The sequence below is a fragment of the Bacillus rugosus genome (assembly GCF_023238245.1).
Taxonomy (GTDB): domain Bacteria; phylum Bacillota; class Bacilli; order Bacillales; family Bacillaceae; genus Bacillus; species Bacillus rugosus.
Genome location: NZ_CP096590.1, coordinates 2,119,781 through 2,145,094 on the forward strand (window position 1 = coordinate 2,119,781; position 25,314 = coordinate 2,145,094).

General features: G+C 42.8%; 25 protein-coding genes. 6 read left to right on the top strand and 19 right to left on the bottom strand.

All coding sequences use genetic code 11. The features are described 5' to 3' along the window. Positions 1 to 28: 28 nt before the first annotated feature. Positions 29 to 1,366, bottom strand: a complete 1,338-nt coding sequence (locus M0696_RS10400) for a sodium-dependent transporter (RefSeq protein ID WP_166852126.1) — start codon at positions 1,364 to 1,366, stop codon at positions 29 to 31. A 232-nt stretch (positions 1,367 to 1,598) separates the two neighbouring features. Between M0696_RS10400 and M0696_RS10405 the strand changes: the two genes are divergently transcribed. Next, positions 1,599 to 2,564, top strand: a complete 966-nt coding sequence (locus M0696_RS10405; RefSeq protein WP_222142996.1) for a bile acid:sodium symporter family transporter — start codon at positions 1,599 to 1,601, stop codon at positions 2,562 to 2,564. A 49-nt stretch (positions 2,565 to 2,613) separates the two neighbouring features. On the opposite strand, the gene odhB is transcribed toward M0696_RS10405, so the two are convergent. The 8 genes from odhB to cdaS all read right to left on the bottom strand — a co-directional run bounded on the left by odhB (position 2,614) and on the right by cdaS (position 14,219). Continuing rightward, positions 2,614 to 3,867 carry a 2-oxoglutarate dehydrogenase complex dihydrolipoyllysine-residue succinyltransferase gene (odhB, locus tag M0696_RS10410; RefSeq protein ID WP_222142997.1) on the bottom strand — a complete coding sequence of 418 codons (1,254 nt, stop codon included), beginning with the start codon at positions 3,865 to 3,867 and terminating at the stop codon, positions 2,614 to 2,616. 15 nt (positions 3,868 to 3,882) lie between these two features. Next, positions 3,883 to 6,717 carry a 2-oxoglutarate dehydrogenase E1 component gene (gene sucA / locus M0696_RS10415; protein WP_222142998.1) on the bottom strand — a complete coding sequence of 945 codons (2,835 nt, stop codon included), beginning with the start codon at positions 6,715 to 6,717 and terminating at the stop codon, positions 3,883 to 3,885. Between the two features lie 228 nt (positions 6,718 to 6,945). Then, complete coding sequence (locus tag M0696_RS10420) at positions 6,946 to 8,862, bottom strand: nitric oxide reductase activation protein NorD (RefSeq protein ID WP_166852117.1); 1,917 nt, start codon at positions 8,860 to 8,862, stop codon at positions 6,946 to 6,948. Positions 8,863 to 8,872: 10 nt separating this feature from the next. Further along, positions 8,873 to 9,763 (bottom strand): AAA family ATPase, encoded by an 891-nt coding sequence (locus tag M0696_RS10425; RefSeq protein WP_222142999.1) that lies wholly within the window; start codon positions 9,761 to 9,763, stop codon positions 8,873 to 8,875. A gap of 87 nt (positions 9,764 to 9,850) precedes the next feature. Continuing rightward, positions 9,851 to 10,441, bottom strand: coding sequence for a superoxide dismutase family protein (locus M0696_RS10430; protein ID WP_166852112.1), 591 nt, complete (start codon positions 10,439 to 10,441; stop codon positions 9,851 to 9,853). A gap of 93 nt (positions 10,442 to 10,534) precedes the next feature. Beyond that, entirely contained in the window at positions 10,535 to 11,770 is a 1,236-nt protein-coding gene (cwlS, locus tag M0696_RS10435) for a D-gamma-glutamyl-meso-diaminopimelic acid endopeptidase CwlS (RefSeq protein WP_222143000.1), read from the bottom strand. Between the two features lie 382 nt (positions 11,771 to 12,152). Next, on the bottom strand, positions 12,153 to 13,370 hold the full coding sequence (locus M0696_RS10440; protein WP_222143001.1) for a macrolide family glycosyltransferase: 1,218 nt from the start codon (positions 13,368 to 13,370) through the stop codon (positions 12,153 to 12,155). A gap of 234 nt (positions 13,371 to 13,604) precedes the next feature. Further along, positions 13,605 to 14,219: a cyclic di-AMP synthase CdaS gene (gene cdaS / locus M0696_RS10445; protein WP_166852103.1), complete on the bottom strand. Its 615-nt coding sequence runs from the start codon at positions 14,217 to 14,219 to the stop codon at positions 13,605 to 13,607. Between the two features lie 275 nt (positions 14,220 to 14,494). On the opposite strand from cdaS, the gene M0696_RS10450 reads away from it, so the two are divergent. Next, positions 14,495 to 15,853 (top strand): MATE family efflux transporter, encoded by a 1,359-nt coding sequence (locus tag M0696_RS10450; protein ID WP_166852100.1) that lies wholly within the window; start codon positions 14,495 to 14,497, stop codon positions 15,851 to 15,853. 14 nt (positions 15,854 to 15,867) lie between these two features. Then, positions 15,868 to 16,716 carry an RsbT co-antagonist RsbRC gene (gene rsbRC, locus M0696_RS10455; RefSeq protein WP_222143002.1) on the top strand — a complete coding sequence of 283 codons (849 nt, stop codon included), beginning with the start codon at positions 15,868 to 15,870 and terminating at the stop codon, positions 16,714 to 16,716. 26 nt (positions 16,717 to 16,742) lie between these two features. Here rsbRC and bshB2 read toward each other — a convergent pair whose 3' ends face one another. The 4 genes from bshB2 to rarD form a co-directional block, all read right to left on the bottom strand. Next, on the bottom strand, positions 16,743 to 17,408 hold the full coding sequence (gene bshB2, locus M0696_RS10460; RefSeq protein ID WP_003220099.1) for a bacillithiol biosynthesis deacetylase BshB2: 666 nt from the start codon (positions 17,406 to 17,408) through the stop codon (positions 16,743 to 16,745). Between the two features lie 18 nt (positions 17,409 to 17,426). After that, the gene (locus M0696_RS10465; protein WP_003220097.1) at positions 17,427 to 17,777 is read right to left on the bottom strand and encodes a YojF family protein; all 351 of its coding nucleotides are present in this window, start codon (positions 17,775 to 17,777) and stop codon (positions 17,427 to 17,429) included. Further along, positions 17,774 to 18,052, bottom strand: a complete 279-nt coding sequence (locus M0696_RS10470; RefSeq protein WP_166852094.1) for a hypothetical protein — start codon at positions 18,050 to 18,052, stop codon at positions 17,774 to 17,776. The genes M0696_RS10465 and M0696_RS10470 overlap by 4 nt, the downstream gene beginning before the upstream one ends. Positions 18,053 to 18,127: 75 nt before the next feature. Further along, positions 18,128 to 19,024, bottom strand: coding sequence for an EamA family transporter RarD (rarD, locus tag M0696_RS10475; protein WP_166852091.1), 897 nt, complete (start codon positions 19,022 to 19,024; stop codon positions 18,128 to 18,130). A gap of 98 nt (positions 19,025 to 19,122) precedes the next feature. Between rarD and M0696_RS10480 the strand changes: the two genes are divergently transcribed. Then, positions 19,123 to 19,584 carry an Hsp20/alpha crystallin family protein gene (locus tag M0696_RS10480; protein ID WP_166852087.1) on the top strand — a complete coding sequence of 154 codons (462 nt, stop codon included), beginning with the start codon at positions 19,123 to 19,125 and terminating at the stop codon, positions 19,582 to 19,584. Between the two features lie 32 nt (positions 19,585 to 19,616). Here M0696_RS10480 and M0696_RS10485 read toward each other — a convergent pair whose 3' ends face one another. Further along, entirely contained in the window at positions 19,617 to 19,853 is a 237-nt protein-coding gene (locus M0696_RS10485; RefSeq protein ID WP_166852085.1) for a hypothetical protein, read from the bottom strand. An 85-nt stretch (positions 19,854 to 19,938) separates the two neighbouring features. Beyond that, positions 19,939 to 21,273, bottom strand: a complete 1,335-nt coding sequence (locus M0696_RS10490) for a gluconate:H+ symporter (RefSeq protein ID WP_222143004.1) — start codon at positions 21,271 to 21,273, stop codon at positions 19,939 to 19,941. 353 nt (positions 21,274 to 21,626) lie between these two features. On the opposite strand from M0696_RS10490, the gene M0696_RS10495 reads away from it, so the two are divergent. Next, the gene (locus M0696_RS10495; RefSeq protein ID WP_166852079.1) at positions 21,627 to 22,016 is read left to right on the top strand and encodes a tautomerase family protein; all 390 of its coding nucleotides are present in this window, start codon (positions 21,627 to 21,629) and stop codon (positions 22,014 to 22,016) included. Between the two features lie 57 nt (positions 22,017 to 22,073). On the opposite strand, the gene M0696_RS10500 is transcribed toward M0696_RS10495, so the two are convergent. After that, positions 22,074 to 22,340: a hypothetical protein gene (locus M0696_RS10500; protein WP_248601944.1), complete on the bottom strand. Its 267-nt coding sequence runs from the start codon at positions 22,338 to 22,340 to the stop codon at positions 22,074 to 22,076. A gap of 173 nt (positions 22,341 to 22,513) precedes the next feature. Then, entirely contained in the window at positions 22,514 to 22,852 is a 339-nt protein-coding gene (gene yodB, locus M0696_RS10505) for a transcriptional regulator YodB (protein ID WP_088679220.1), read from the bottom strand. A 129-nt stretch (positions 22,853 to 22,981) separates the two neighbouring features. Between yodB and M0696_RS10510 the strand changes: the two genes are divergently transcribed. Further along, a complete protein-coding gene (locus M0696_RS10510) occupies positions 22,982 to 23,590 on the top strand; it encodes a nitroreductase family protein (RefSeq protein WP_166852076.1) in 609 nt (202 codons plus the stop codon). A 42-nt stretch (positions 23,591 to 23,632) separates the two neighbouring features. Here M0696_RS10510 and M0696_RS10515 read toward each other — a convergent pair whose 3' ends face one another. Continuing rightward, positions 23,633 to 24,235, bottom strand: a complete 603-nt coding sequence (locus M0696_RS10515; RefSeq protein WP_222143005.1) for an alpha/beta hydrolase — start codon at positions 24,233 to 24,235, stop codon at positions 23,633 to 23,635. A 15-nt stretch (positions 24,236 to 24,250) separates the two neighbouring features. Beyond that, positions 24,251 to 25,162 carry a ring-cleaving dioxygenase gene (locus tag M0696_RS10520; protein WP_166852070.1) on the bottom strand — a complete coding sequence of 304 codons (912 nt, stop codon included), beginning with the start codon at positions 25,160 to 25,162 and terminating at the stop codon, positions 24,251 to 24,253. Positions 25,163 to 25,314 lie beyond the last annotated feature (152 nt).

Genomic DNA, 25,314 nt, shown 5'->3' on the forward strand with positions numbered 1-25,314 from the left:
GCCCCCTTTTCCGGGGGGGCTTCATGTTTTAAAAAATGCCTACCACATGCAAAAATACGATGATAATAGCAACAGGAGATAGATAACGAATGAGCAACAGCCAAACCGCAAACCACTTTCGTTTGAGATTGGAACCGCTTTTCAGCTCATCAAACAAATCCTGTTTCGGTATTTTTAGCGGAACAAAAATAGAAATCAATAACGCGCCTAACGGCATTAAAATATTGCTCACAAGGTAGTCGGCCGCATCAAAAATAGACAAGTGAAATAGAGAGACGTCACTTAAGACCCCGTATGATAATGCAGATGGCACACCGACAATAAAAATAGCAATTCCGCCTAACCAGGCGAATCGTTTTCTCTTATTGACATCGCCTTTTGAAAGCACTGCGACCAAAATTTCCAGCATTGAGAAAGCGGATGTCAATGCCGCAAATAAAAATAGAATTAAAAATGCTAATAAAAAGATAATTCCGAACGGCATTTGATTAAACACAGTCGGCAGTACGTTAAATAACAGTACCGGCCCTTGGTCTGGTTTGAGGCCGAATGAAAATACAGCTGGAAAAATCGCAATTCCTGCCATTACGGCAACAAGCATGTTCAATACAGTTACTGATACAGCGGACTGCACAAGATTTTCCTGTTTTTCTAAATAAGAGCTATACGTTACCATGACAGATACACCGACACTTAATAAGAAAAAGGATTGGCCCATCGCATATAAAATCGTATTGGCATCAATCGCAGTTAAATCAGGCATCAGGAAAAACTTGAGCCCTTCCATCGCGCCATCAAGTGTAACGGAACGCACCATTAAAATAACAAATAATATAAAAAGCGCCGGCATTAATACTTGACTTGCTTTTTCAATTCCGCTGCTAACCCCTTTTGCAACAACTAATATTGTCACCACCATAAAGAGCAGCTGGCCTCCTACAGCCAGATAAGGATTTGAAATCGTATTTGCAAATATCGTATCAAAACCAGATGTTTGCGATAAACCGCCAGTGAGGCCTTTTGTAATATAAATTAAAATCCATCCGCCGACGACACTGTAAAAAGATAAAAGAATAAAGCACGTCGCCATGCCTAAATAACCGATCCAATGCCACTTCGTTCCCGGAGCAAGTGTTTTATAGGACTGTACGGCATCTTTCTGTGTTTTTCTGCCTATGATAAATTCACCTAACAATAAAGGCAGTCCGATTAAAACCGTAAACAAAATAAAAATAAGTAAAAATGCGCCTCCTCCGCTGGTTCCCGCTACATATGGAAATTTCCATATCGCGCCAAGCCCGATAGCTGATCCTGCCGCGGCTAAAATAAAGCCGAGCTTCGAAGACCATTGATTCGCTTCCTTCACCCTATCACTCCTATTTTATCTAACCATTATAAAGATTCATTGTAAGAATATCTTCCTATATAGTCAAGAACATTTTATTTAGTTTACATAATATATTTATTGTTATCTATCAAAAGTTAATTCATCTATTAATATTGAATTATTCAGAAAATTAATTATAATAAGAGAATGCTTCAAAATCTGTGAGAATTTCTGCTGAAGTTCTTGATAAATGTGTGTAAGGAGTGTTTTGATGGACATCATTAGAAGAATAAGTCATTTCGCGGGACAAACCTTTGGCATATGGGTCATTGTTTTTGCCGTCCTGGGATTTTCTTTCCCGTCTTTTTTTACGTGGATCAGTTCTTATATTACGATTTTTCTTGGCATTATCATGTTTGGAATGGGTCTTACACTGCAAGCCGATGATTTCAAGGAGCTGATCAGAAAACCTTGGCATGTCATTATTGGGGTGATAGTTCAGTATACCATCATGCCGCTCGTAGCTTTCGGTCTGGCAGTTGGACTGCACCTTCCAGCTGAAATCGCAGTGGGTGTTATTCTTGTCGGCTGCTGTCCTGGTGGCACAGCTTCTAATGTCATGACATTTTTGGCAAAAGGAAATACGGCCCTTTCTGTTGCTGTTACAACAATTTCTACCTTGTTGGCGCCTGTTTTAACACCGCTTTTGATTATGCTGTTTGCCAAGGAATGGCTTCCTGTCTCGCCAGGGTCTTTATTTATTTCAATCTTACAGGCTGTTTTATTTCCGATTATTGCAGGCGTGATCGTCAAAATGTTTTTCAGAAAACAAGTGGCAAAAGCCGTACATGCCCTGCCGCTTATTTCTGTTATTGGCATCGTTGCAATTGTCTCAGCTGTCGTCAGCGGCAACCGGGAAAATCTGCTTCAATCAGGATTTCTCATTTTTTCTGTTGTCATCCTGCATAACGGTATCGGTTATTTGCTTGGATTTCTTTGCGCAAAACTTTTAAGAATGGGTTATCCGTCTCAAAAAGCAATTGCAATCGAAGTTGGCATGCAGAATTCAGGGCTTGGGGCTGCACTCGCCACCGCTCATTTCTCACCGCTATCTGCCGTACCAAGCGCGATATTTAGTGTGTGGCATAACCTTTCTGGATCAATGCTTGCAACATACTGGTCAAAAAAAGCGAAAAAGAAACAAACAGCAGCCAACAGCAGCGATCTGTCTCTTTAAATACGCATCAAAAAAGGTACATCACGATAAAGTGATGTACCTTTTTTTATTAGCCCTCTAATAAAAGCTGTTCAGGATCTTCGAGTAAATTTTTGATTGTCACTAGGAAACCAACCGCTTCTTTACCGTCTACAATCCGGTGATCATAAGATAAAGCGATATACATCATCGGACGGTTTTCGAAACGTTCTTCATCAATAGCCACAGGGCGCAGCTGAATCTTATGCATACCCAGTATACCGACTTGAGGGCTGTTTAAAATCGGAGTCGACATCAGTGAACCGAAAGTCCCTCCGTTTGTAATGGTGAAGGAACCGCCCTGAAGCTCGCCAAGGGTTAATTTATTGTTTCTTGCTTTTTTCGCAAGCTCGCCGATTTCTTTTTCGATTCCTGCAAATGTCAGACGGTCCGCATCCCGTACAACCGGAACGACAAGGCCTTCATCAGCTGCAACAGCAATCCCGATATCGTAGAATTTCTTAACGATCAGCTCATCGCCATGAATTTCCGCATTCAGCAGCGGATATTTCTTCAATGCGGCAACGACCGCTTTCGTAAAGAAAGACATAAAGCCAAGCTTCACTTCGTTTTGCTCAAAGAATTGATCTTTGCGGCGTTTTCTCAGATTCATGACAGCCGTCATGTCTACTTCATTAAATGTAGTCAGCATCGCTGATGTTTGCTGTACCTCTACAAGGCGTTTTGCAATCGTTTGTCTGCGGCGTGACATTTTTTGCACTTCGACAGGTTTGTCAAAGCTTTGCTGTGCTTTTTGAGCCTGAGGCTGCTGTTGTTTCTGAGGAGCCGGTTTTGACGCTGGTTTTTCGTACGCTTCGACATCCTGCTTGCGCACTCTTCCTAACGGATCTCCCGTAGGAACCTGAGACAGGTCAATTCCTTTCTCTCTTGCCAGCTTACGGGCTGAAGGAGAAGCGATCGTTCTTGATTTTGCTTCAGTTTGCGCTTCCTCGCTCACCTCTTGTGCAGCTGGTTCAGCCTGCTTCTCTTCTTTCTCGCTATCTTTGCTTTCAGCTTTCTCTGAAGGTGCAGGGGCAGAACTTTCACCCGCGCCTTCTGAAATCGTACCGATAATTTCTCCAACTTGGACGGTATCACCCGAATCTTTCAATACCTCTTGAAGTACACCCGATTCTTCTGCTGTCAATTCAACATTTACTTTGTCCGTTTCTAGTTCAAGCAGATATTCACCCTGTTCTACATAATCACCAGGCTGCTTCAACCATTGGGCTATTGTTCCTTCTGAGATTGATTCTGCTAATTCAGGTACCTTAATTTCCGCCATTTTTTCATTTCCCCCTTAGTTTTTGCGAGTCAAGCTATCAGATACAATACGTTCCTGTTCTTTTTTATGAACTGTCGGATCTCCCTCTGCAGGGCTGGATCGTCTTCTTCGTCCAATATATTGAACGCTTACTCCCTGTGGTGCAATCTCTGTCAAATACGGGCTGATATAACTCCAGGCCCCCATGTTCTGCGGCTCTTCCTGTACCCAAACAATTTCTTTCAGGTTCGGAAGTTTTGCAAATAATTCTTTGACTCCTTTTGCAGGGAATGGATACAGCTGTTCAATTCTCGCAATGTGAAGCCATTCTTTACCGTCTTCTAGCTTATTGAAATGGTCGCTGATGTCTATGGACACTTTACCGCTGGACAATACAAGTCTGGTTACTTTTTCATAGTCATGAGAAAGTCCGGACTGTTCGTAAACAGGCTGGAAGCGGCTTTCGCTGAGCTCCTGCACTTCGGAAACCGTATTCGGATTACGAAGAAGGCTCTTCGGTGTCATAATGACGAGCGGCCTAATTTCTTCACGAAGCAGCATTTTAGCCTGTCTTCTTAAAATATGGAAATATTGTGCGGCGCTTGTCAGGTTGGCAACCGTCCAGTTGTTTTCCGCGGCAAGCTGCAGGAACCGCTCGATTCTTCCGCTTGAGTGCTCAGGACCCTGCCCTTCGTAACCGTGCGGAAGCAGCATGACTAATCCGGATTTTTGGCCCCATTTCGCGCGGCCGGCAGAAATGAATTGGTCAAAATACACTTGAGCAGCGTTGGCAAAATCTCCGTATTGCGCTTCCCATAATACAAGCGTTTCCGGTGAATGCACATTATAGCCGTATTCAAAGCCGAGAACCGATCCTTCAGACAGCGGGCTGTTATGAACAGCAAAAGATGTACTGCAGTCAGATAAGTGATGAAGCGGCACAAATTCTTCACCCGTCTCACTGTCATGAAGCACAAGGTTTCTTTGGGCAAACGTTCCGCGCTCAGAATCCTGTCCTGTTAAACGAATCGGTGTTTCGTCTTTCAAAATAGAAGCAAACGCAAGTGATTCAGCCAAAGACCATTCCACTTTTCTGTCATCATCGAACGCCTTGGCGCGTCTTTCTAAAATGCGCTTAAGCTTGCCGAAAACGTTAAATGACTCCGGCCAGTTGATTAATTCGCCATTCAGCTTGCGGAGCACATCAAAATCAATGGATGTGTCCACATCAGGGAAACCGTTTGAAACAGGCTCTGGAAGTTCAATTTCACAGACGGTATGTTCCTTTTTAGCCGGCACTTTCTGATAAGCATCCTCAATGCGCTTCGTTACCGATTTTTCAATGTTTTGAACAACTTCCTCGGTAAGCACGCCTTCATTTACGAGCTTTTCGGCAAAAATTTGTTTGACGGTCGGATGTTTTCTGACAGCATCATATAGCATCGGCTGAGTAGTAGACGGCTCATCCATCTCGTTATGTCCGTAGCGTCTGTACCCGATCAAGTCAATCAGAAAGTCCTTGTTGAATGTTTTTCGGTATTCGACCGCAAACTTAACAGCAGAAAGACAAGCTTCAGGATCGTCCGCATTAACGTGAACAATTGGAATTTCATAGCCCTTCGCAAGGTCACTGGCATAGTTTGTCGATCTAGATTCGGCGCTTTCTGTTGTGAATCCGATCATGTTATTGGCGATAATATGAATCGCACCGCCTACTTGATACCCTTTTAAAGAGCTTAAATTCAATGTTTCAGCGACGATTCCTTCCCCAGGGAATGCAGCGTCTCCATGAATTAAAATGGCAAGCGATTTTGTTTCATCTTGCACCGGGTATCCGCTTTGTGTTCTCGTTTCCTGTGCCGCTCTCGTGCTGCCTTCAACAATCGGATTGATAAATTCCAAGTGGCTCGGGTTGTTTGCTAACGTAATGCGCGCTGATCTTGTTTCAGCGTCTTGAAGCTCCCGATTCGCCCCGAGATGGTATTTGACATCCCCTGTCCATCCGTAGCTGATTCCGATTGATCCCTCAGACGGGACAAGATCTTTGTTCGGCGCATGCTGGAATTCAGAGAAAATGATTTCATACGGTTTGCCGAGCACGTGTGCCAAGACATTCAGGCGCCCCCTGTGCGCCATCCCGATGTTGACACTCGTCGTGCCGGATTTGACAGATTGTGCAATAATGTCATCGAGCACTGGAACTAGAGCATCTAAACCCTCAATGGAAAAGCGCTTCTGTCCGACGAATGTGCGGTGCAAAAATTGCTCGAAGCCTTCTACTTCTGTCAGTCTTTCCAGAACAGCCGACAGCTTTTCAGCTGAGTTCTTCTGGAACAGCTCGCCGGATTCAATCATTTTCGTCAACCACTCGCGCTCTTTAAAGTCATGCACATGGTCAAATTCAAATGAAATGGTCCTTTTATACGTATTTCGTAAATACTGAATGGCTTCTAAACCGTTCGTAATGTTTTTAGGAGCGTCTTTGCAAATCACTGACGCAGGTATTGCTTTTATTTCTTCTTCTGTTAGCCCGTAATCGGATAATGGAAAGAGTTCACTCTTTTTCCCATCCTTTCTGAGCGGATTGACGGAAGCGTTTAAATGGCCATAGGTTCGGATATCTTCTGCAAGTCTGACTGCGGATGCGATCTTTTGAATCAGATCGGCTGTAACACGTCCCTTTTCTTTTGTTCCCGAGGCCTCTTTTATATCGCTTGGCGGAGCACCGAGCTCGTCGAACATTTCCTTTAGATCCGGATCGATGCTGTTCGGATCCTGGGTATACTGATCGTAAAGCTCCAGCGCATAGCCGAGGTTCGGACCGTAAAAATCTTCCCAATTCATTCGTTGTTTCATACTATTTTGAAACATTTGAATATTACCCCCAACTTAGATAATCAAGTGAATGATTCACTATCTTAAAATAACTTTCGAACGCTGTGTCCAAAATTATGTAATAAAAACGCTTCCAACGATATTTTACCACTGTTTGCAATTTGATTCTACCTTGATTGTTCACAAAATAGTAAAAAACCTTTATAAAAAACAAAAAATTTAATCATTTGAAAAAAGAAACACCAAAAAGCATAGGATAAAGGGCTATCCTATGCTTTTATGGAGCAGTTTTTTCAGCAGCGGATACAGAACATCCGGAAGCTGATCAACATCTGGGACAAATATACTGAATTTTCCGTACATATCCTGGATGGTCTTCATTTGCGATTCTTCTATTTCTGAGTTGGAGAGAAAAACATTTATCACTTCTATTCCTCTCTTTCGGGCTTCAATAACCGCTTCACTTGTATCGACAATCCCGTTTTGTTCATAGCCAAACGCGGCCGGCTCTCCATCTGAAAAAACGATCAAGAACTTTTGCGCCTCGCTGCGCTGCAGCATTTTTTTCGTCATTTGCCGGATCGCATAGCCGTCACGGTTATCTTCCTCAGGCTCAAGCTGCATAATTGCAGGTCCAGCGTCTTGTCTTAATGATGATTGGAAGGGAATAACTGTATTGAAATAGTTTGGCTGGCTTGTTTCGGTCGCATCGTTTGTGTCCTCCCAAAAGCCGACAATCTGATGCGGAACCGCTACCGATTTCAACGCTTCGTGAAACAGCACGATTCCCCGCTTTGTTTCGTCCATTTTGTCGAACATGCTGGCAGAACAATCGACCAGCAATGTAAAAACCGCGTCAATTTCTGATGATGGCTCTTGTTTTTTGTAGAATAGACGCGGATTTCGCTCAGTGAAGTAACGGAGAAGCTTATTGTTCAGCCGTCCAGCATGAAGGTCTGTTCTTGGCAATGTTTTTTTATGCTCCAGCGTTTTTTGAATCATTTGTTTTAAACGCTTTTGATACGATTCAATTGTTTTTGCCTGCTGTTTATAAGAAAGCTCTTCTTCACTTGTTGCCGGCTGCGGTTCTTTGTAAATCGGAAATGCGTATTTATTTTCTTTGCCGTCAGCCATACCTGCTCCGTTCGGCTGGTCTTTTTGGGACTCCAGCGCTTCCAGCTTGGAATAGTCTTTCCGTTTTGTTTGTCTGGCAGATCCTTGGACAGAGCCAAGGGCTTGATCTCCATCGTCGCCTTCCCTTGAAGCGTCTTTTCCTAAATCTGATTTTGCGCCGTGTTCAATATCAAATTGAAGGAAGCTTTTAGACGGCGCTTCTGTTTCCCGGTGCCATGTCGGCATTTCTTCTTCATGGATATCCTCATCACCGTCAGATTTTTTTGGAAGCGTGATGTCATCACTCAGCTTCGGCGCTTTTTTCTCTTCTTCAAATAACGGTTGCTCTGCAGCTTTTGCGTAATCTAGCTCAGGCAAAAAGAAGTAGGTGTTCAGCATGTCTTTATCGAGCACCTCTTCAAGTCCGTCCATAAGGTCTTCAACAATTTTAAGAACCTGCCGTGTCGAATCTGCTTCATATACACGCAAGAGCTGCTGCTCAATAAACGGACGCATCAGATCGATATCATCACGCATAGACGGAAGAGTCTCGAGCGGTGATTCCGTTGTTAGCTTGACATAGATTGCGCAAAAGAGGGCATCCGTAAAAATGCTTCGTTCCAAATTCAAGGTCAGCTGGGTGGAGAAGTGTTTTCTGTACATGTCTTTTCGCTTCGCAAATACATGTTTCGTACCCGGACGATCGTGTTTGATGCATTCCTCGATCCTAATGTCCTCAAGCAGCATAAACAGCTGCTTGGCAAAGCTTTTGAATGTAAGATGCCGATGGATATCATCCAAAAAGTTTGCAAACTCGTGCAGCGAGCTATATCTCATTCCGACCGAACGCAGGTAGACGTCGCTTTTCAGACCCGCTTCCATGTCCTCCGCTGCCCTGTCTTTCCAAAAGTGGCTCATATAGATTTTCTTTTCAAATGGATTGTAATAGGACTGAACGCCATACTCCACTTCTACCGCTTCACTCTTGGTGAGTGTTTTGGCCAAATCAGTCAACATCATAAATAAAAACGAATCAATTGTGCTGTCGTTAAATTTGATAAATTTCATCGCAGCTCCCTCATTCAAACAGAGTTTCTGCGATATTTCGGACGGCCGCCTTTTCCCGGTCATCATCAAGCTTCTCTACAATTCCCCGCTCGATGGCACGACGCGGCGGAATATAAGCGGCTAAATCACATGTATCGATTAAAGCTCTGATGGATGCCGCTTCTTCAGACACCTGTCCGTTATTGGCCTGAACGATCAGGTCGGAGGAAAGTGTGATAAACCGGTCAATCAATTTCTCATCTTGCAGGGCTGACTGAGACATGAGCACTTGTTTCAGCAGCTCGCCTTTAATATAAGGCACATCGATGATGACAAAACGGTTTTTCAATGCTTCATTCAGCGGAACAGTCCCGACATAGCCTTCATTGATGGCCGCAATGACTCCAAAGCCGCCTTTAGCCCGAATGACCTCGCCTGTAAACGGATTTGTCATCATTTTTCTGTAATCTAATACACCGTTTAAAATAGGCAGTGTTTCCGGCTTTGCCATATTAATTTCATCTATATAAAGAAAATGGCCTTCTTTCATAGCTTTTGTGACAGGCCCTGAAACAAACTCGATCGTCGCCTGGCCAGATTGATTTTCAATCGTTTTATAGCCGACCAGAGCTTCTGCGTCCAAGTCAACTGAACAGTTGACACTGTGCATCGGTTTATGAAAATAGCTGGACAGTGTTTCTGCCAGCTTTGTTTTTCCCGAGCCTGTAGGCCCTTTCAGCAGGACATTTTTTCCCATGGCTAATGCGATTATAGCGTCGAATAAAATCGCTTCATCCTCCGCCTCATAGCCTGACGTCCCGATGAGCGACTGGAACTCTGGGGAAATCGGCTGATCTTGATATGATAATAGCTTTTGTTGTATATCTTCCGGCAATGTTAAGTGCTGTAATTGAGTTGTCATAGACAGGTTCCCTTTCCTATTCGTATTCCATTAACGAGTATACTAAAAAAGCCCCTGTATGCTCAATACAAAAGGGCTTGGATGATTTTACTGCTTCTCGTTATTGCCGGAAAGGGCTCCGCAGACGATACGCGCACCTGAATTACCGCTTGGATTCGTCAAATAATCGTCGGCATGTTCATGAATAATAAACGCACTACCGTCCTGGTCGAGAATATTTAGTTTACTTCCTTTTTTCAGTGAGGTGTCCGGCGCATTCATAATGACATCTACTTTTCCATCAGCACCGACCTCAAGGTTCGGCAGATCTCCGGCATGATGCCCCATCGGATTGTTGAAGCCGTGTTCTTTGTTCAGCGGATTAAAGTGACCTCCTGCTGATTCGAAATCCGGCCTGACACATGAACCTTTCTCATGGATATGAAAACCGAGTGAAGCGCCGGGACGCAGGCTCTTTGCGGAAATATGAATGTCGAGTCCTTCGTCTTCTGATTCTTTGATTTCTATAAAACCGACAACTTTGCCTTCACGATTAACCAGCTGGACATGATGACCAAACGCTGACGTTTCAACTGCCTCTTTTTCCGGTACCCGCTTAGGAGGATCATGAGGGTTTTTTTGTCCGCATCCCGCAGCTCCCAGTGCCGTCACCATCATCAACAGCAAGAGACGGTACATACTGTCTCCCCCTTGTTTTTTCTAACAGTGTGGTCAATCATTGTCTGATATAAACAAAAAAGCCTATAAAAAGGCTTTTTGTCATACTCATTTTTAAAAATAGCTTCTTGCGCCCAAGTAGCGCTGTTTCCAATATGAATTGCTGAGATTGGAAATGTCGACGCCCGAAGAGCTTGCATGAATAAAGTCTCCGCCGCCAAGATATATCCCCATGTGAGACGGGCCGGATTTATATGTGGTAAAGAATACAAAGTCTCCAACTGACGGCTGGCTGACTTTTTGCATGACATTCCAATATCCTGCCGTACTCAATCTCGATATCGATGATACATTATTAATGAGGTAATAAATGAAGCCGCTGCAATCAAAACCAGCAGGCGTGTTTCCGCCCCAGCGGTATGGTACCCCGACATATTTTTTCGCTTCTGTTATCATTCTGTCAATCTTCGAACCTATTTGAATGTTTGATCCTGAGTTGTCCTTTGGCTTTGTCTGATTTGAATTGTTAGACTTTGTTGTTCCCGAAATGGTCAGCACCTGTCCGATTTGCAAGACATCAGATGATAAATTGTTTTTATCTCGGATGCTTTGCACAGTGACTCCGAGCTGATTCGCGATTTTCCACAGCGAATCTCCTGCTTTCACCTTGTATGTAGTTGTTTTTGAGGAATTAGAGTTTGACGGCTTCTTGGAACCGCTGTTTCCGCTCTTGGGTGAGCTGCTTCCTTTTATTTTGAGTACCTGTTTAGGATAAAGCGTATCTGATGTTAAACCATTTAAGGTTTTCAATTCAGCTACAGTCATATTTAAGCTGTTTGCGATTTTCCACAGTGAGTCACCAAGCTTAACCGTGTATGTACTTTTCGAAGAGCCTGAAGAATTGGAACCGCTGTTCTTCTTCGATCCGTTTGAACCGCTTGAATTGCTTGTCCCTTTGATCGTAAGCTTTTGTCCGGGACGAATTAGGTCGCTGGTCAGGCTGTTTAAGCTTTTAAGCTCAGAAACACTCATTTTATGATTTTTAGCAATCATCCATAGCGAATCACCATATGCAACTGTATATGTTGACGTTTTGTTTGAGTTTGATGAGGATGTCGTGCTTTTTTTGCTGCTTTCAGGAATCTTAAGGCTTTGTCCGACATAAAGAACCGTTGATTTCAATTTGTTTTCGGATTTCAGAGCTGATATTGTCGTATCATATTGGCGGGAAAGCTTCCAAAGAGAGTCACCGCTTTTTACTTTTATCGTTTTTGCTTCCGCGGGTGCTGTGGCCATCGATGACCCGACAACTGCGGAAACAGCCAAGCCGGCTACAATCTTCTTTTTCATTCATTCAACCTCCTAAACTGTTTATAGCGCAAAAAACATCTAGTATTTTATTTCCAAAAATGGCACACATCAGTTTTATCGTCACTTTTTCAGCAAGTTACACCCTTTTCAAACTTTTGGCAGCAATTTCAGCATCGTTCGACCTTTAAACCTTCAAATAAACACCTAACATTTTACATAACCTGCATATGTTTTTCGAAAGTCTAAGGAACTATTTAAGCGGGGGCAAAAATGATGGTTTTCTATTGATGAACGAAGCAGATTTTCCTCCTTTCTTGTCTGTTTTTCTTATCAATTCTCTATTGGCGTGTCAAATCCCTTCCTCTGCTTTCTTACGAAAATGCCAAAATGCCTGTCCTTTTGATAAGAACAGGCTTTTATACTATGCGTTGGCTGATTGAGTTTTGTGTTTTACAACTTCAAGAATGCTGTCGGCCGCTTTTTTAGAGCCGCCTGCCGCTTTCAGTGATTGTCCAATGTCTTTCGCCTTTTCAGCAAATACAGGATTGTTCATTACTTCTTGAATCGTTTCTTTTAGAAGGCTTTCAGATAATTGTTCTTTTTTCAGCACTTTTCCTGCGCCGATTTTTTCTACTTGATTTCCGACGGCAAATTGGTCAGCTCCCATCGGAATGACTACGAGCGGGGTTTCAAAATACAAACCTTCACTTGTGCTGTTCATTCCGCCGTGGGTCACAAATAAGCTGGCTCTTTTTAGAATTTCAAGCTGAGGGACATACGGGCGTACAATGAAATTCTCCGGAATGTCGTTTAACTCACTTGCTTTAATTTGTTTGCCAATGGAAAGCACAACTTTACCGTCAAAGTCTTTACACACCTCGAGACATTGATTAAAAAACTGCTTTTGATTGTTAAAAATCGTTCCCATCGAAATAAACAGCATATTTTCATTGTCAATCTGATCAAATGGGAAATCGCTGTTTCCGGCTCTTTCTGTAATGGAAGGACCGACAAATACATACCGTTCACCGAATTGCTCAGCCATTGGCTGAAATTCCCTTGATGTGAAGACAATCGTCAAGTCCCCATCTGAAGACAAAACATCAAATGGCTTCTTGATCTCTGTTTGAAAATCAGCATTTAATGTTTTTACAAGCTGCTGGTAAGAATCATAATGAGGTGAATCTTCAATTGATCCTTTCATGTAAGCCCCCATCATTTCCTTTACAAATTCCTCATTCATTGCAAAGGTTGTACACAATGAAAACCTCGGCAGCTTCAGCAGGTTGGCAATGATTTTACCTGCCAAAAGATGGTGATCATATATGACATAATCATACGATTCGTGTTTGACTTCATCATAAATATGTGTCGCAATATCCTTACAGCCTTTCAAAAAGGCGCAGATCAATTCTGCGAAATCTCTTTCTTCATCTCCGGTTGCGTTTTTTCCGAAGTAATCTTCCCGAAAATCATGGTACTCACGAAACTCAATATCAAGAGCTGCAATTTTTTCTTTGTATTCCTTCACTGCGTAGTAGGTAATATGTTCTCCCCGTGATTTCAGTTCCTTCATTACACCGATAGACGGATTAATATGCCCTTCACCGGGAAAACCGATCATTAATACATGAGCCATGCAGAAACACCCTTCCTTTAAAATTTATGTAATATTTTATACGGTACTATAAATACATAATCAGGTAAAGTATTTAACTTAATTAATATTCATATAATATAACTTTTCTACCAGTTTATATTTCCTGTCTTCAAGACAAAAAGCATTCAGCTTGAAGTGAATGCTTAAAAAAAGGTCCGAATTCAGTCGTTTTGTCTCATGATAGGATTCATTATCAGGCCCTTTTATTTATTTTTACGTTCTTGGCGAAATTAACGGATATAAAACACCGTCTTTTGCAAACGACATCTTCCCTGTCTCCTCTGAAACAACGAGCACAAGCGCATCCGTATACCCCGACATTCCAAGGGCAGCGCGGTGCCTGGTTCCCAAATGGACATCCACTTCCTTTGTTGTCAGCGGAAGGACATTGGCTGCTGAGACAAGTTTATTTTCCCTTACCAATAATGCGCCGTCATGTAGAGGATTTCCGGGGAAAAAGATGCTCTCAATTAATGAAGCGCTGATCTCCGCATGAAGGGATGTTCCTTTTTGAATAAAATGTTCAACAGGGTCCGCTCTTTCAATGACAATTAAAGCACCATGCTTATGTTCCGATAGGGTTTTAATTGCCTTGGCAAGCTCGATAAATGCCGGCGTAAATTCCTCAATGTATGATTGCAAATAAAAGGATGATGCGATGCCTTGCATGTCCTGAAAAATGTGCCCCAATTCATCCAATTCACAAAGAAGGCACTGGTCTTTATCGTGAAGCGTTTTTAAGATTAGCGACACATCACCTAATATTTGCTCTAAATACACTTGTATTTTTCCCTTAAATGCATTTTCGGATATCTGTTCATAACGCATAGACCTTCAACTCCTTTTCAAATTTCCAACTTTTCACGCATGCTAATCTTATTGATGCACATTCTATTGGTAAAGGAGGGATGTAAAGAATGGAAATCGAAAGAATCATTCAGTATGTTTGCACCTTTTTAGGCGTGATTTCGCTTTCTTTTATTTATGCCCAAATGTTTAGAAAAACGAAACCGACAAAAAAAGAATAGGTTCGGCGTTCATTGCTTTTTATACATAAAATGTTATAATTTCTCTCGTTATGAAAAAGAAACGGAGATCAATGTATGAAAGAAACTCGAAACGCCAGGCAAAAGATCAAACAGCTTTTACACATTTTAATTCCGATATTAATTACCCAGGCGGGACTTTCTCTTATGACTTTTTTAGATACAGTGATGTCAGGGAAAGTCAGCCCCGCTGATTTAGCCGGTGTCGCCATTGGCTCAAGCCTTTGGACCCCTGTTTATACAGGACTTGCAGGTATATTAATGGCGGTCACCCCGATTGTCGCTCAGTTATTAGGCGCTGAAAAAAAACAGAAGATTCCCTTTACTGTTTTACAGGCAGTATACGTGGCCGCGCTTCTTAGCATCGCCGTTTTAGCGATTGGATATGCTGCAGTTGACCTTATTCTTGGCCGGTTGCACCTTGAGACTCACGTGCATCAGATTGCCAAACACTTTTTAGGCTTTTTGTCACTGGGAATTTTCCCTTTATTTGTTTACACCGTTTTGAGATCATTCATTGACTCATTAGGAAAAACGAGAGTCACAATGATGATTACACTCAGTTCACTTCCGATCAATTTTGCATTGAATTATGTATTCATCTTTGGGAAATTCGGAATGCCGGCACTTGGCGGCGTCGGTGCCGGTCTAGCGTCCGCGCTTACATATTGGTGTATCTGCATCATCAGTTTTTTCATTATTCATAAATCCTCGCCGTTTTCCGAATACGGGATTTTCCTTACAATGCATAAGTTCTCTTGGAAAGCATGCAAAAACATGCTCAAAATCGGGCTGCCTATTGGGTTCGCCGTATTTTTTGAAACGAGCATTTTTGCAGCTGTCACGCTCCTGATGAGCCATTTTAATACAGTGACCATCGCGTCCCACCAGGCAGCCATGAACTTTGCTTCACTTTTATATATGCTGCCGCTCAGCGTGTCCATGGCTTTAACAATTGTTGTCGGTTTTGAAGCCGGTGCAGCCCGTTTTAAGGATGCGCGCTCATATAGCTTAATTGGCATCATGATGGCGATCGGTTTTTCTTTGTTGACAGCAGCCTGTATCCTTTTATTCAGAGAGCAAATTGCCGGCATGTACACTTCTGACCCCGATGTGCTCCGCTTGACACAACACTTTTTAATTTATGCGCTGTTTTTTCAGCTATCCGATGCTGTTGCAGCACCGATCCAGGGAGCACTCAGGGGATACAAAGATGTGAACTATACGCTTGCGGCCGCATTTGTCTCTTACTGGGTCATTGGCCTTCCGGTCGGTTATGTGGTCGGTACGTTTACAAGCCTAGGCGCGTTTGGCTATTGGATTGGATTAATTGCAGGACTCGCCGCCGGAGCAGTTGGACTGTTTTTCAGGCTGGCTAAACTGCAAAAACGTTATTCGCAAAAACAATACATTTAAAAGAGGTGATCATCATGGCAAAAAATAAGGAATTATACGAATATCTTTCTCAGCATGCGGAGACCATCAGTTCAACATGGTATGAAACAATCGAGGAGACTGATCCGAATTCCATTTATGCGTCAACAGACCCTGCTGTTATTCACAATATAAAGAGCCAGAATCTTGCCTTCAATTATAAGATAAATCGCATTTTTATAGATGATGAGGAGGTATACCTGCCTATACTGAAAGAATGGGCCTTTGAAGTGACACAGGATCAAGAGCATTTAAAGACTCCCATCCACTATATTATCCGGGAGTTTGTTAGAGTAAGAGATTTATATGTTTCCTATGTGAAAGAATTTGTCCATCTCAATCAGGACACTGTGGGAGGCGAAGAAGCCGAAGACCTTTATCATTCCCTTATAAAAGCGTTTGATCTTGTGATCCATATTTTTATAGAAGAAATGTACAAAAACACAAGCCTTCAGCTTCAGGCACAAAAAGATATGATTACTGAATTGAGCGCGCCGGTCATCGTGCTGTTTCACAGCGTCGGACTGCTGCCTTTAATCGGAGATATTGATACAGTCCGTGCCAAACTGATTATGGAAAACACCCTGCATCAATGTGCGGAGAAAAAGGTGACACAACTGTATATTGATTTATCAGGAGTAGCTGTGATTGATACGATGGTTGCCCATCAGCTGTTCAGTTTGATTGAAGCGCTTCGTTTAATCGGCGTTTCTTCAACTTTGTCGGGAATCCGTCCAGAAATCGCGCAAACAGCGGTTCAGTTAGGGTTGTCTTTCGAAGATATTTCCTTGAGGTCCACCCTCGCTTCAGCGATTGCATCTGACTTGAAATTAAAAAAGGTATAAGGCTTAAAGGCCTTATACCTTTTTGATTAATCATTCCATTGATATGTCCAATATACTTCTTCCTCAAACCATGTTGCCATAACAGGTTCATTGTTTTTCAATTTTTCTTCAAGCTCTCTAAGCATGCCTTCTGTTTGAGTGCGGTGAGCTCTTAACGCATTCATTTTAATATCAGCTACTTCTTTAATATCCAGTACGACATCAGCTTCGCCGAGAACCTCTTCTCTGTTGCGTGTAATGGCCATGCAGAGCGTGCGCGGACGGTCTTCTTTCTTTTTGCGGTACAATGCACGAATAACCGCTTCCCCGCATGCATCATGGTCAGGGTGCACGCCGTGTCCAGGATAAAATGTGACAATTAAACTTGGTTTTACATCATCTATGATCTCTTCCATGATATCAGCTAAATACTCATCGTCTTCAAATTCGAGCGTTTTGTCACGGAGCCCAAGCATTCGAAGATCATTGATATCCATTTCCTTGCAAGCGTTAATAAGCTCTTGTTTTCTCAATAACGGCAATGTTTCCCGATTGGCAAAAAACGGATCCCCCATATTTCTGCCCATTTCACCTAAAGTGGCGCAGGCGTAAGTAACGGGAATGTCTTTTTTTCTGTTTAAGGCTATCAGGCCTGCCACTCCATATGATTCGTCATCAGGGTGAGGCAGGATTACAAGTACGTGTTCTTTCATTATTTTTCACCCTTTTCTTTAAACTGTGAACGGTTTTTCACTGATTTGCAGAGAAATAGCCAGTTTACCGCCCGGCAGGTGTCCCGCCATTAATAAACGGTTTTCTTCATCTATCGTGTATTCAGTCAAACCTTCAGCATAAATCCAGCCTTCTTCTGTTTTTAAGCCCACACGGTAAGGTCCGCTTCCTTTGATTTTTGCCTGATGATAGGTGACTTTTGCATTGCGGATGTATGCAACAACCGTCATGTTTTTTTCATTTAAGTGTGCTGAATAAGAACCGGTTGTGGTTTCTAAATGGATATATACAGGGCGGTCCGCATATCGTTCCAAAGATGCTTGCACATCTTCTTTTATGATTGCTTTCATGATTGCTCCCCTCTTTCTTCTTTTAGATGCTCTACACGTTCTGTATGTAATTTGACCAGCTGATATTTCACAGCCGGTTCGAGCTGTGAATTCACAATGCGCTGGATCGCGGCAAAATATTTTTCCAGCATCGGTTTTCGGAGCCTCGGATGTGTTCGTTTATCCAAAAGCTCAAGATCAATCGCCTCTGCTACCGCTTCCGCCTCATCACTTGCGAGAGATCTGTTGTTCCAAAGTGAGGCGTAGGCTTTTACTATCTCTTTATCATTGTCCATCGTCTTGCTCCTTTATGTCTTACATACATGAAATGATTATACATAATATATGCTTCAACTGAAAAGCCAAAGGCCTCAATGGCTTTTTGACGCCCGTTTCCACTTTACTTGTGAAAACGTAAACAAGAGCAGTGCAGCCCATATACAGCTGAATGTAAAAGCCTTCGAGCTTGAAAATGGCTCATGGTAAACAAACAGCCCGATCAGCAAGGTAATAGTCGGTGCAATATATTGCAAGATACCGACTTGATACAGCGGCAGCCGTTTCGCTCCTTCCGCAAACAATAATAGCGGCAAAGCCGTAAACACACCAGCAAAAAAGAGAAGCATCCACGTGCCCCCGCTTTCTGCACCCGCTGGCTGAACATGGCCGCTCAACAGCAAATATCCCAAAGCAATCGGCATAATCATGAATGTTTCCAGCGTTAAACCGATAGCGCTCGGCAGTCTTGTTCTTTTTTTGCTTAGCCCGTACAGCCCGAAGCTGAATGCGAGCAGAAGCGCTACATAAGGAATGGAGCCATATTGGAATGCTGAGATGATGACGCCGGCCGCCGCAATCGAAACCGCCACCAGTTGCAGGCGATTCAGTTTTTCCTTTAAAAATAAAATACCAAGTAGGACTGATACAAGCGGATTAATGTAATAGCCAAGACTGGCTTCAAGCAAAAACCCATGGTTGACCGCCCATATGTATACAAACCAGTTAATCGAAATCAAGATAGAAGCGAGAAATAAAGAAAGGATGCCTCCGTTCTTTTTCAAAGAGCGCAGCTCCTGCCACCCTGCTTTCCATTCCCGCAAGAAAAAAAGTACGATACACATAAAAACAAAAGACCATATAATACGGTGAGCCAAAATATCAAGAGCCGGCAGCTGTTCGAGAAGCTTCCAATAGAGCGGAAACAGTCCCCACATGGTAAAGGAAACGGCTGTGTAAAGAACGCCTTTTTTTGTCTCTGAATATTGCATGTAAATCCCTGCCTTTCTTTAGAGCATCTTATATTATATCACGTGAAAGATCTGCCGGGCATATACTATTTTGTCCATGAAGAAAGGGTGTGATGACGATGTTTGAGTGGAACAAGTACTTTCCTTTCCACAATCAATTTTCCAAGGAAGCATTAAAAAAAGCTGATCCAAAAGAAGTTGAAACGTATGTAAATCGTGTGATGGAAAGTGTGTTCGGCAGTGACTATGCGGCTCAATTTCCTTTCCGCGATCCACTCCCCCAAAAAGAAAAGCCCGCCAAACCTGATGCCAAATCTGATATTGATACATTCGAAACAGCAGACCATGTGTTTGTAAAGGTACCAATCAATGAAGAGCAGCTGGAACAGGTGAGAATCAAACACACATCTCACGAATTATTGTTAGAAAACTTTCCAAACTCAGATCATCCAAAAAAAGTAAACCTTCCTTGTTTAGTCAAACGCAAAGGAACAAAAGCCGTCTATAAGGATGGCCTTCTGGAAGTCATGTTTCAGAAGCAGCAAGACTACAATATGTCCGAGGTAGAAATCATCCGATAAAAAACGGCCTGCACCGATGCAGGCCGTTTTTATTAATAGAAGCCGGGATAACCCCCGTATGGCGAGCCGGCACCAAAACCGTACGGTGCGCCTCCGTATCCGTAAGGGCCAGGCGGATAAGCATAGGGACGGGGATAGTTAAACAGAGCACTCCCGAGAAAACCGCCTAATAAACCACCGACTAAAGGAGCACCAAACAAGAAAGGATTACGCGCCGGGTATCCGGCTGGATCTGGGTTCCCGCGATAATACGAATGATGAGGGTACATGATTTTTCCTCCTTTATGTCTGCCTATACGTAAGGTATTCAACAAGGAAGAAAAACGATTGGGCTATGGACTGAATCTATGGGTGTTACATCACAAGCCCTGCCAATAACACACAGCCGAGCCCGGTTACTGAGAGAACTGTTGTAAGCAGCGTCCAAGTTTGAAATGTTTCTTTCATGCTCAAGCCGAAAAATTCCTTTACCATCCAAAATCCTGCATCATTCACATGACAAGCGATGACACTTCCCGCTCCGGTTGCCAGTACCATTAATGCCGGGTTTACACTGCCCGCCTGCATAAGCGGAGCTGCCATTCCCGCAGTGGTAAGCGCAGCCACGGTAGCAGAGCCCAAACATAGGCGCAGAACAGCAGCAATGATCCATGCAACAAGCAGCGGCGACATGTTTGTTTGACTGAAAAGATCAGCAACATAATCACCGACCCCGCCGTCAATCAGCACTTGTTTAAACGCCCCTCCCCCACCTATGATGAGCAGCATCATCGCGATTTGCGAAATTGATTCTGATAATGATTTGCTGATCTCCTTCATAGGTATTTTACGCGCATATCCCATCGTAAAGAGCGCAAGCAAAAGCGAAATTACCATTGCCGTCCCCGGTGTGCCGATAAATTCTATAATGTCTTTTCCTTTTGAATGTTCTTTCAATAATAAAGAAAAAACAGTCGCAATCGCCATAAAGATAACCGGAAATAAAGACGTGACAACACTGATCGCAAAGCCTGGTGTTTCATCCAGCTGAAATTCTTTCCTCGGCCCTAACGCCGATAAATTTCCGCGTTTTTGATACGCACCGGGAAACCGCTTCATTGCAAATTTATTGAATAAAGGCCCGGCAATCACAGTTGTCGGAACAGCGATGATGATTCCCAAAAGCAGCACCTGGCCAATATGGGCCCCGTATGCGACTGAGATGGCAGTTGGCGCAGGATGCGGAGGCAAAAATCCGTGAGTAACATTTAAGGCGGCTGCCATCGGGATTCCCAGATAGAGAAAAGGCATTTTTAATTCTTTCGCTATCGCATACACAATCGGAATCAACAGAACAAGACCGACTTCAAAAAACAGGGCAATGCCGATGATAAACGAGGCAATAACCACCGCGGCCTGTATTCGTTTCTTTTCGAATTTGTCAATCAGCGTAATGGCAATCCGATAGCCGCCCCCAGCATCTGAGACAAGCCTTCCGAGCATCGCGCCAAGTCCAAACACTAAAGCTAAATGCCCAAGCTGCCCGCCGATTCCCGCTTCAATTGAAAGAACAATTTTATTGATATCCATCCCAAGTCCGATGGCTACTAAAAATGAAACGACAATAAGTGAGACAAAGGTATTTAATTTTACTTTAATAATGAGAAATAACAGAATCAGTACTCCGACAGCAACGATAAAAATCGGCATGATACCCCTCCATATGTATTTTAAAAATGATACGATGACAATATTTCAGTACCTCAAAAAAGAAAACGCTTTCAACAATAACTAAAAACATCTTGGTTATATCATTGTCATCTCTTGGTTAACTAGTATATTCATACTAATCTCATAATCAATGACTGTCAATTGTTTTATGGATTTTTCACGATTGCCTATTGCCTACCTAAATGATTTTTAGTTATATGTTGATTAACTTTTGGTTATATGTTATGTTTTTTATCAAGTAAACAGCCACTCTTTTTATCTATCCATTGTCTGGAAGCAATCTAACGATGTGAAAACAGACGGATTACAACTTCTCAAGAGGAGGAATTCACATGCCATTATTACGTTTTGATTTAATTGAAGGCCGTGATGAAAAATCACTGCAATTGTTATTAGATACTGCCCACCAAGCGATGGTCGAAGCGTTTGGTGTTCCGAAAAGAGACCGTTATCAAATTGTCCATCAGCATCCGGAAAACGAACTAATGATCCAGGATACAGGATTAGGGTTTCAACGAAGCAAAGATCTAGTCATCATTAGTATGACAAGCAAAACTAGAACAGAAAGCCAAAAGAAAAAATTGTATGCCCTGCTGGCTGAAAAGCTAGAAGCAGAATGCGGTGTTTCCCCAGAAGACCTAATGGTTTCCATCACCGAGAATGGTGACGCAGACTGGAGTTTCGGTCTCGGTGAGGCGCAGTTTTTGAATGGAAAACTATAAAGTAATGAAACATAGTAAAAAAAGAGAGCTTCATCAGAGGCTCTCTCTTTTATTCTCTTATTTCTTTTTGATAAAAGCGGCAATCATCAGAACGAAAACTGCCAGCAAAACGAGGTATAACGGAGTGATCCAAATTTGGTGGATAGAGCCTGGATCTCCTTTTTTAAATCCAGTTTCGATGTCAATGTAATTCCAATAGAAGCTGACTGGGTTTTGGCCGTAACTATAAAATTCAGGCAGATAGAGTTCCGTTTTGCCGACTTGCATAACGAGATAAATGATGATCCCCATTAACAAAAGGTTAGCTGCTAATAATTTTTTCACAGATTGACCCTTTCCTATTTTTGTATATTCGCTTCATATTAACATTACTTTTGCAAATCTGTAAAAGAAACGCCGGCTTAGACTCTTACTGGCGAATATAAAAAGTCATGTAAACGGTATGAACCCCCCTTACATGACTTTATCAAAGGCCCTTTCCCGGAACGCCTCTTTCCCTATTTCTCTTCTTCGCACACTGTGTCACCGGGCTCGCAAAATTGATCGGCCCATGCCTGCATCTCTTGGAATACAGTTTGAAGCGCTGTTCCTTTTTCAGTCAGCGTGTAGATGACTTTGACCGGCGTTTCAGGGAGAACCTGCCGTTCGACAATCTCGTTTTGTTCAAGCTCCTTAAGGCGCTCTGCCAGCATTTTTTGGCTGATCATCGGTATTGTTTCCGTTATCTCTTTAAACCGTTTCGGCCCATCCATAAGCACATGGATGATCAGACCGTTCCATCGTTTTCCCAGCAATGAGAAAGCGGATTCCATTTTAGGGCACATTGTATTTCCCACAAGTCCTCATCCCTTCATCTATTGATTGACATGTATTCAATGATCCATTACAATAATCTTTCAAGTTACATTTAGTAAGCTTCTAACTTTTCTATTATCATACCACGTTTATCCGAAGGAGGAAACACTATGACGAATACTCTGGATGTTTTAAAAGCACGTGCATCTGTAAAGGAATATGATACAAATGCTCCGATCTCTAAGGAGGAGCTGACTGAGCTATTGGACCTTGCGGCTAAAGCGCCTTCAGCTTGGAACCTTCAGCATTGGCATTTCACAGTATTCCACAGCGATGAATCAAAAGCGGCGCTTCTTCCTGTAGCGTATAACCAAAAACAAATCGTTGAGTCTTCTGCTGTTGTTGCTATTTTAGGCGATTTAAAAGCAAACGAAAATGGTGAAGAAGTTTACGCTGAATTAGCAAGCCAAGGCTATATTACAGATGAAATCAAACAAACATTGCTTGGCCAAATTAACGGCGCCTACCAAAGCGAGCAATTCGCACGTGATTCCGCTTTCTTAAATGCTTCTTTAGCCGCTATGCAGCTTATGATTGCCGCAAAAGCAAAGGGTTATGACACTTGCGCAATCGGCGGATTTAACAAAGAGCAGTTCCAAAAGCAATTTGATATCAGTGAGCGTTTTGTTCCGGTTATGCTTATTTCAATCGGAAAAGCAGTGAAACCTGCTCATCAAAGCAATCGCTTACCGCTTTCAAAAGTGTCAACTTGGCTGTAAGGATATGAAAAACCTTAGTCCGAAATACGGACTAAGGTTTTTTTATACAATCGCAGCTTTGTACCATTCACGAGCCTGTTCAGCTTCATGCTGAGTCAGCTGATGGTCCCCATCCTGCCAAAAAACGGAGGCTGATGCCCCGCTGTCACGTAAATAGCGGTGAAGCTCTTCTGATTCTTCCTTCGTGCAGAGAGGGTCGTATTTCCCGGCACCGATAAAAACAGGGAGTCCTGTCATATCAGGCAGCTGTATACCGCGGATCGGAACCATCGGATGATGCAGAATAGCCCCTTTTAGGACATCTTTATAATGGAAAAGCAGGCTTGCCGCAATATTTGCGCCGTTTGAATAACCGACCGCGATCACTCGGCTGCGGTCAAATTGATGCGTTTCAGCAGCCTCGTCGATAAAGTTTTTCAATTCTCTTGTCCGCTCCACGAGGTCCTTTTCATCAAAGACACCTTCACTCAGTCGTTTGAAAAATCGCGGCATTCCATTTTCAAGTACCGATCCTCTGACACCAAGCAAATGGGCATGAGGGTCTATAAACCGTCCCAATGAAAGCAAATCGTGTTCATTTCCTCCGGTGCCATGTAACAGCAAAAGTACGTTGTCAGATGTCCCTTTTTCATAAATATGCTTCATCGTAAAGTCCCCCTTTTAAAGTTCAGGCAAAATGTCTGTAATTTGCTGTCTATGTTTCTCCAGCCATTTAGGCAGTTTTAATGAGGTTCCTAGCTCATCAAACGTTTCATCTGTCATAAAGCCAGGTTCATCTGTGGCGATTTCAAATAAGATACCGCCTTTCTCCCTGAAATAAACGGATGTAAAGTATTCTCTGTCAAGGATTTCTGACGAAGGAAGAAGGTTTTTCGCAATAATCGGCAGCCAATTCGCCTGTTCCTCTTTTGTTGTCCGAAACGCTACATGGTGTACCGTGCCATAACCTCCCACCCCTCTTTTTTCAGGGTGTAAATGTATGTCAATGACGCCGCCGATAGCCGCTGAGGATGTCAGTCTGATAATCTGGGCTTCTTCCGCCGCTTTAGTGTATCCAAAGCTTTCCGTTAACAATTGAATAGTCGCCTGCGGGTCATAGGAATACAGCAGCACGCCTTTCATTCCCGTAATCGCTTCATGTTTTGAAATGCCGTCAGGCGTCCACTCGCTTTTGCCGCTTTTCGCATCCTCAATGATCGCTAGCGGAAGGTCTTCCGTATCATCAAAAATAAGACCCTTTTCACCGAATAACGTTTTCTCCTCTAGGTTCAGCCCGTTTTTCTCAAGACGTTCCTTCCAAAAAGACATGGAGCCTTTAGGAACTGAAAAATAAACCCGGCCCGCTTGGCCTTTGCCCACCGTTCCCTGTCCGCTTCCTTGGAACGGGAAAAAGGTCATAATTGTACCGGGATCTCCAATTTGATTCCCAAAGTAAAAATGATACGTTCCTGGATCATCAAAGTTTACTGTTTTTTTAACAAGCCGCAGCCCGAGCACTTCTGTATAAAATCGCAAGTTTTCTTGCGGATTTCTGGCGAATGCTGTGACATGGTGCAATCCTTCTGTTTTCATTTTCCCACTCCTGCTTATCTCGAATTCAAGATATTTATTATTTTAAACCTTTATTGAAGAAGATGCAAACCATGTGTTTTGATTAAATAATTGAAAAAATCACTTTTTTCTAATAATTATCTTGTGATCTTTTCTTACAACTGCTATTATAG

Bases quoted from the DNA above. Each gene is read 5' to 3' on its own strand.
- M0696_RS10405 (WP_222142996.1), top strand. From the start codon at position 1,599: ATGGACATCATTAGAAGAATAAGTCATTTCGCGGGACAAACCTTTGGC.
- odhB (WP_222142997.1), bottom strand. From the start codon at position 3,867: ATGGCGGAAATTAAGGTACCTGAATTAGCAGAATCAATCTCAGAAGGA.
- sucA (WP_222142998.1), bottom strand. From the start codon at position 6,717: ATGTTTCAAAATAGTATGAAACAACGAATGAATTGGGAAGATTTTTAC.
- M0696_RS10420 (WP_166852117.1), bottom strand. From the start codon at position 8,862: ATGAAATTTATCAAATTTAACGACAGCACAATTGATTCGTTTTTATTT.
- M0696_RS10425 (WP_222142999.1), bottom strand. From the start codon at position 9,763: ATGACAACTCAATTACAGCACTTAACATTGCCGGAAGATATACAACAA.
- M0696_RS10430 (WP_166852112.1), bottom strand. From the start codon at position 10,441: ATGTACCGTCTCTTGCTGTTGATGATGGTGACGGCACTGGGAGCTGCG.
- cwlS (WP_222143000.1), bottom strand. From the start codon at position 11,770: ATGAAAAAGAAGATTGTAGCCGGCTTGGCTGTTTCCGCAGTTGTCGGG.
- M0696_RS10440 (WP_222143001.1), bottom strand. From the start codon at position 13,370: ATGGCTCATGTATTAATGATCGGTTTTCCCGGTGAAGGGCATATTAAT.
- cdaS (WP_166852103.1), bottom strand. From the start codon at position 14,219: ATGCGTTATGAACAGATATCCGAAAATGCATTTAAGGGAAAAATACAA.
- M0696_RS10450 (WP_166852100.1), top strand. From the start codon at position 14,495: ATGAAAGAAACTCGAAACGCCAGGCAAAAGATCAAACAGCTTTTACAC.
- rsbRC (WP_222143002.1), top strand. From the start codon at position 15,868: ATGGCAAAAAATAAGGAATTATACGAATATCTTTCTCAGCATGCGGAG.
- bshB2 (WP_003220099.1), bottom strand. From the start codon at position 17,408: ATGAAAGAACACGTACTTGTAATCCTGCCTCACCCTGATGACGAATCA.
- M0696_RS10465 (WP_003220097.1), bottom strand. From the start codon at position 17,777: ATGAAAGCAATCATAAAAGAAGATGTGCAAGCATCTTTGGAACGATAT.
- M0696_RS10470 (WP_166852094.1), bottom strand. From the start codon at position 18,052: ATGGACAATGATAAAGAGATAGTAAAAGCCTACGCCTCACTTTGGAAC.
- rarD (WP_166852091.1), bottom strand. From the start codon at position 19,024: ATGCAATATTCAGAGACAAAAAAAGGCGTTCTTTACACAGCCGTTTCC.
- M0696_RS10480 (WP_166852087.1), top strand. From the start codon at position 19,123: ATGTTTGAGTGGAACAAGTACTTTCCTTTCCACAATCAATTTTCCAAG.
- M0696_RS10485 (WP_166852085.1), bottom strand. From the start codon at position 19,853: ATGTACCCTCATCATTCGTATTATCGCGGGAACCCAGATCCAGCCGGA.
- M0696_RS10490 (WP_222143004.1), bottom strand. From the start codon at position 21,273: ATGCCGATTTTTATCGTTGCTGTCGGAGTACTGATTCTGTTATTTCTC.
- M0696_RS10495 (WP_166852079.1), top strand. From the start codon at position 21,627: ATGCCATTATTACGTTTTGATTTAATTGAAGGCCGTGATGAAAAATCA.
- M0696_RS10510 (WP_166852076.1), top strand. From the start codon at position 22,982: ATGACGAATACTCTGGATGTTTTAAAAGCACGTGCATCTGTAAAGGAA.
- M0696_RS10515 (WP_222143005.1), bottom strand. From the start codon at position 24,235: ATGAAGCATATTTATGAAAAAGGGACATCTGACAACGTACTTTTGCTG.
- M0696_RS10520 (WP_166852070.1), bottom strand. From the start codon at position 25,162: ATGAAAACAGAAGGATTGCACCATGTCACAGCATTCGCCAGAAATCCG.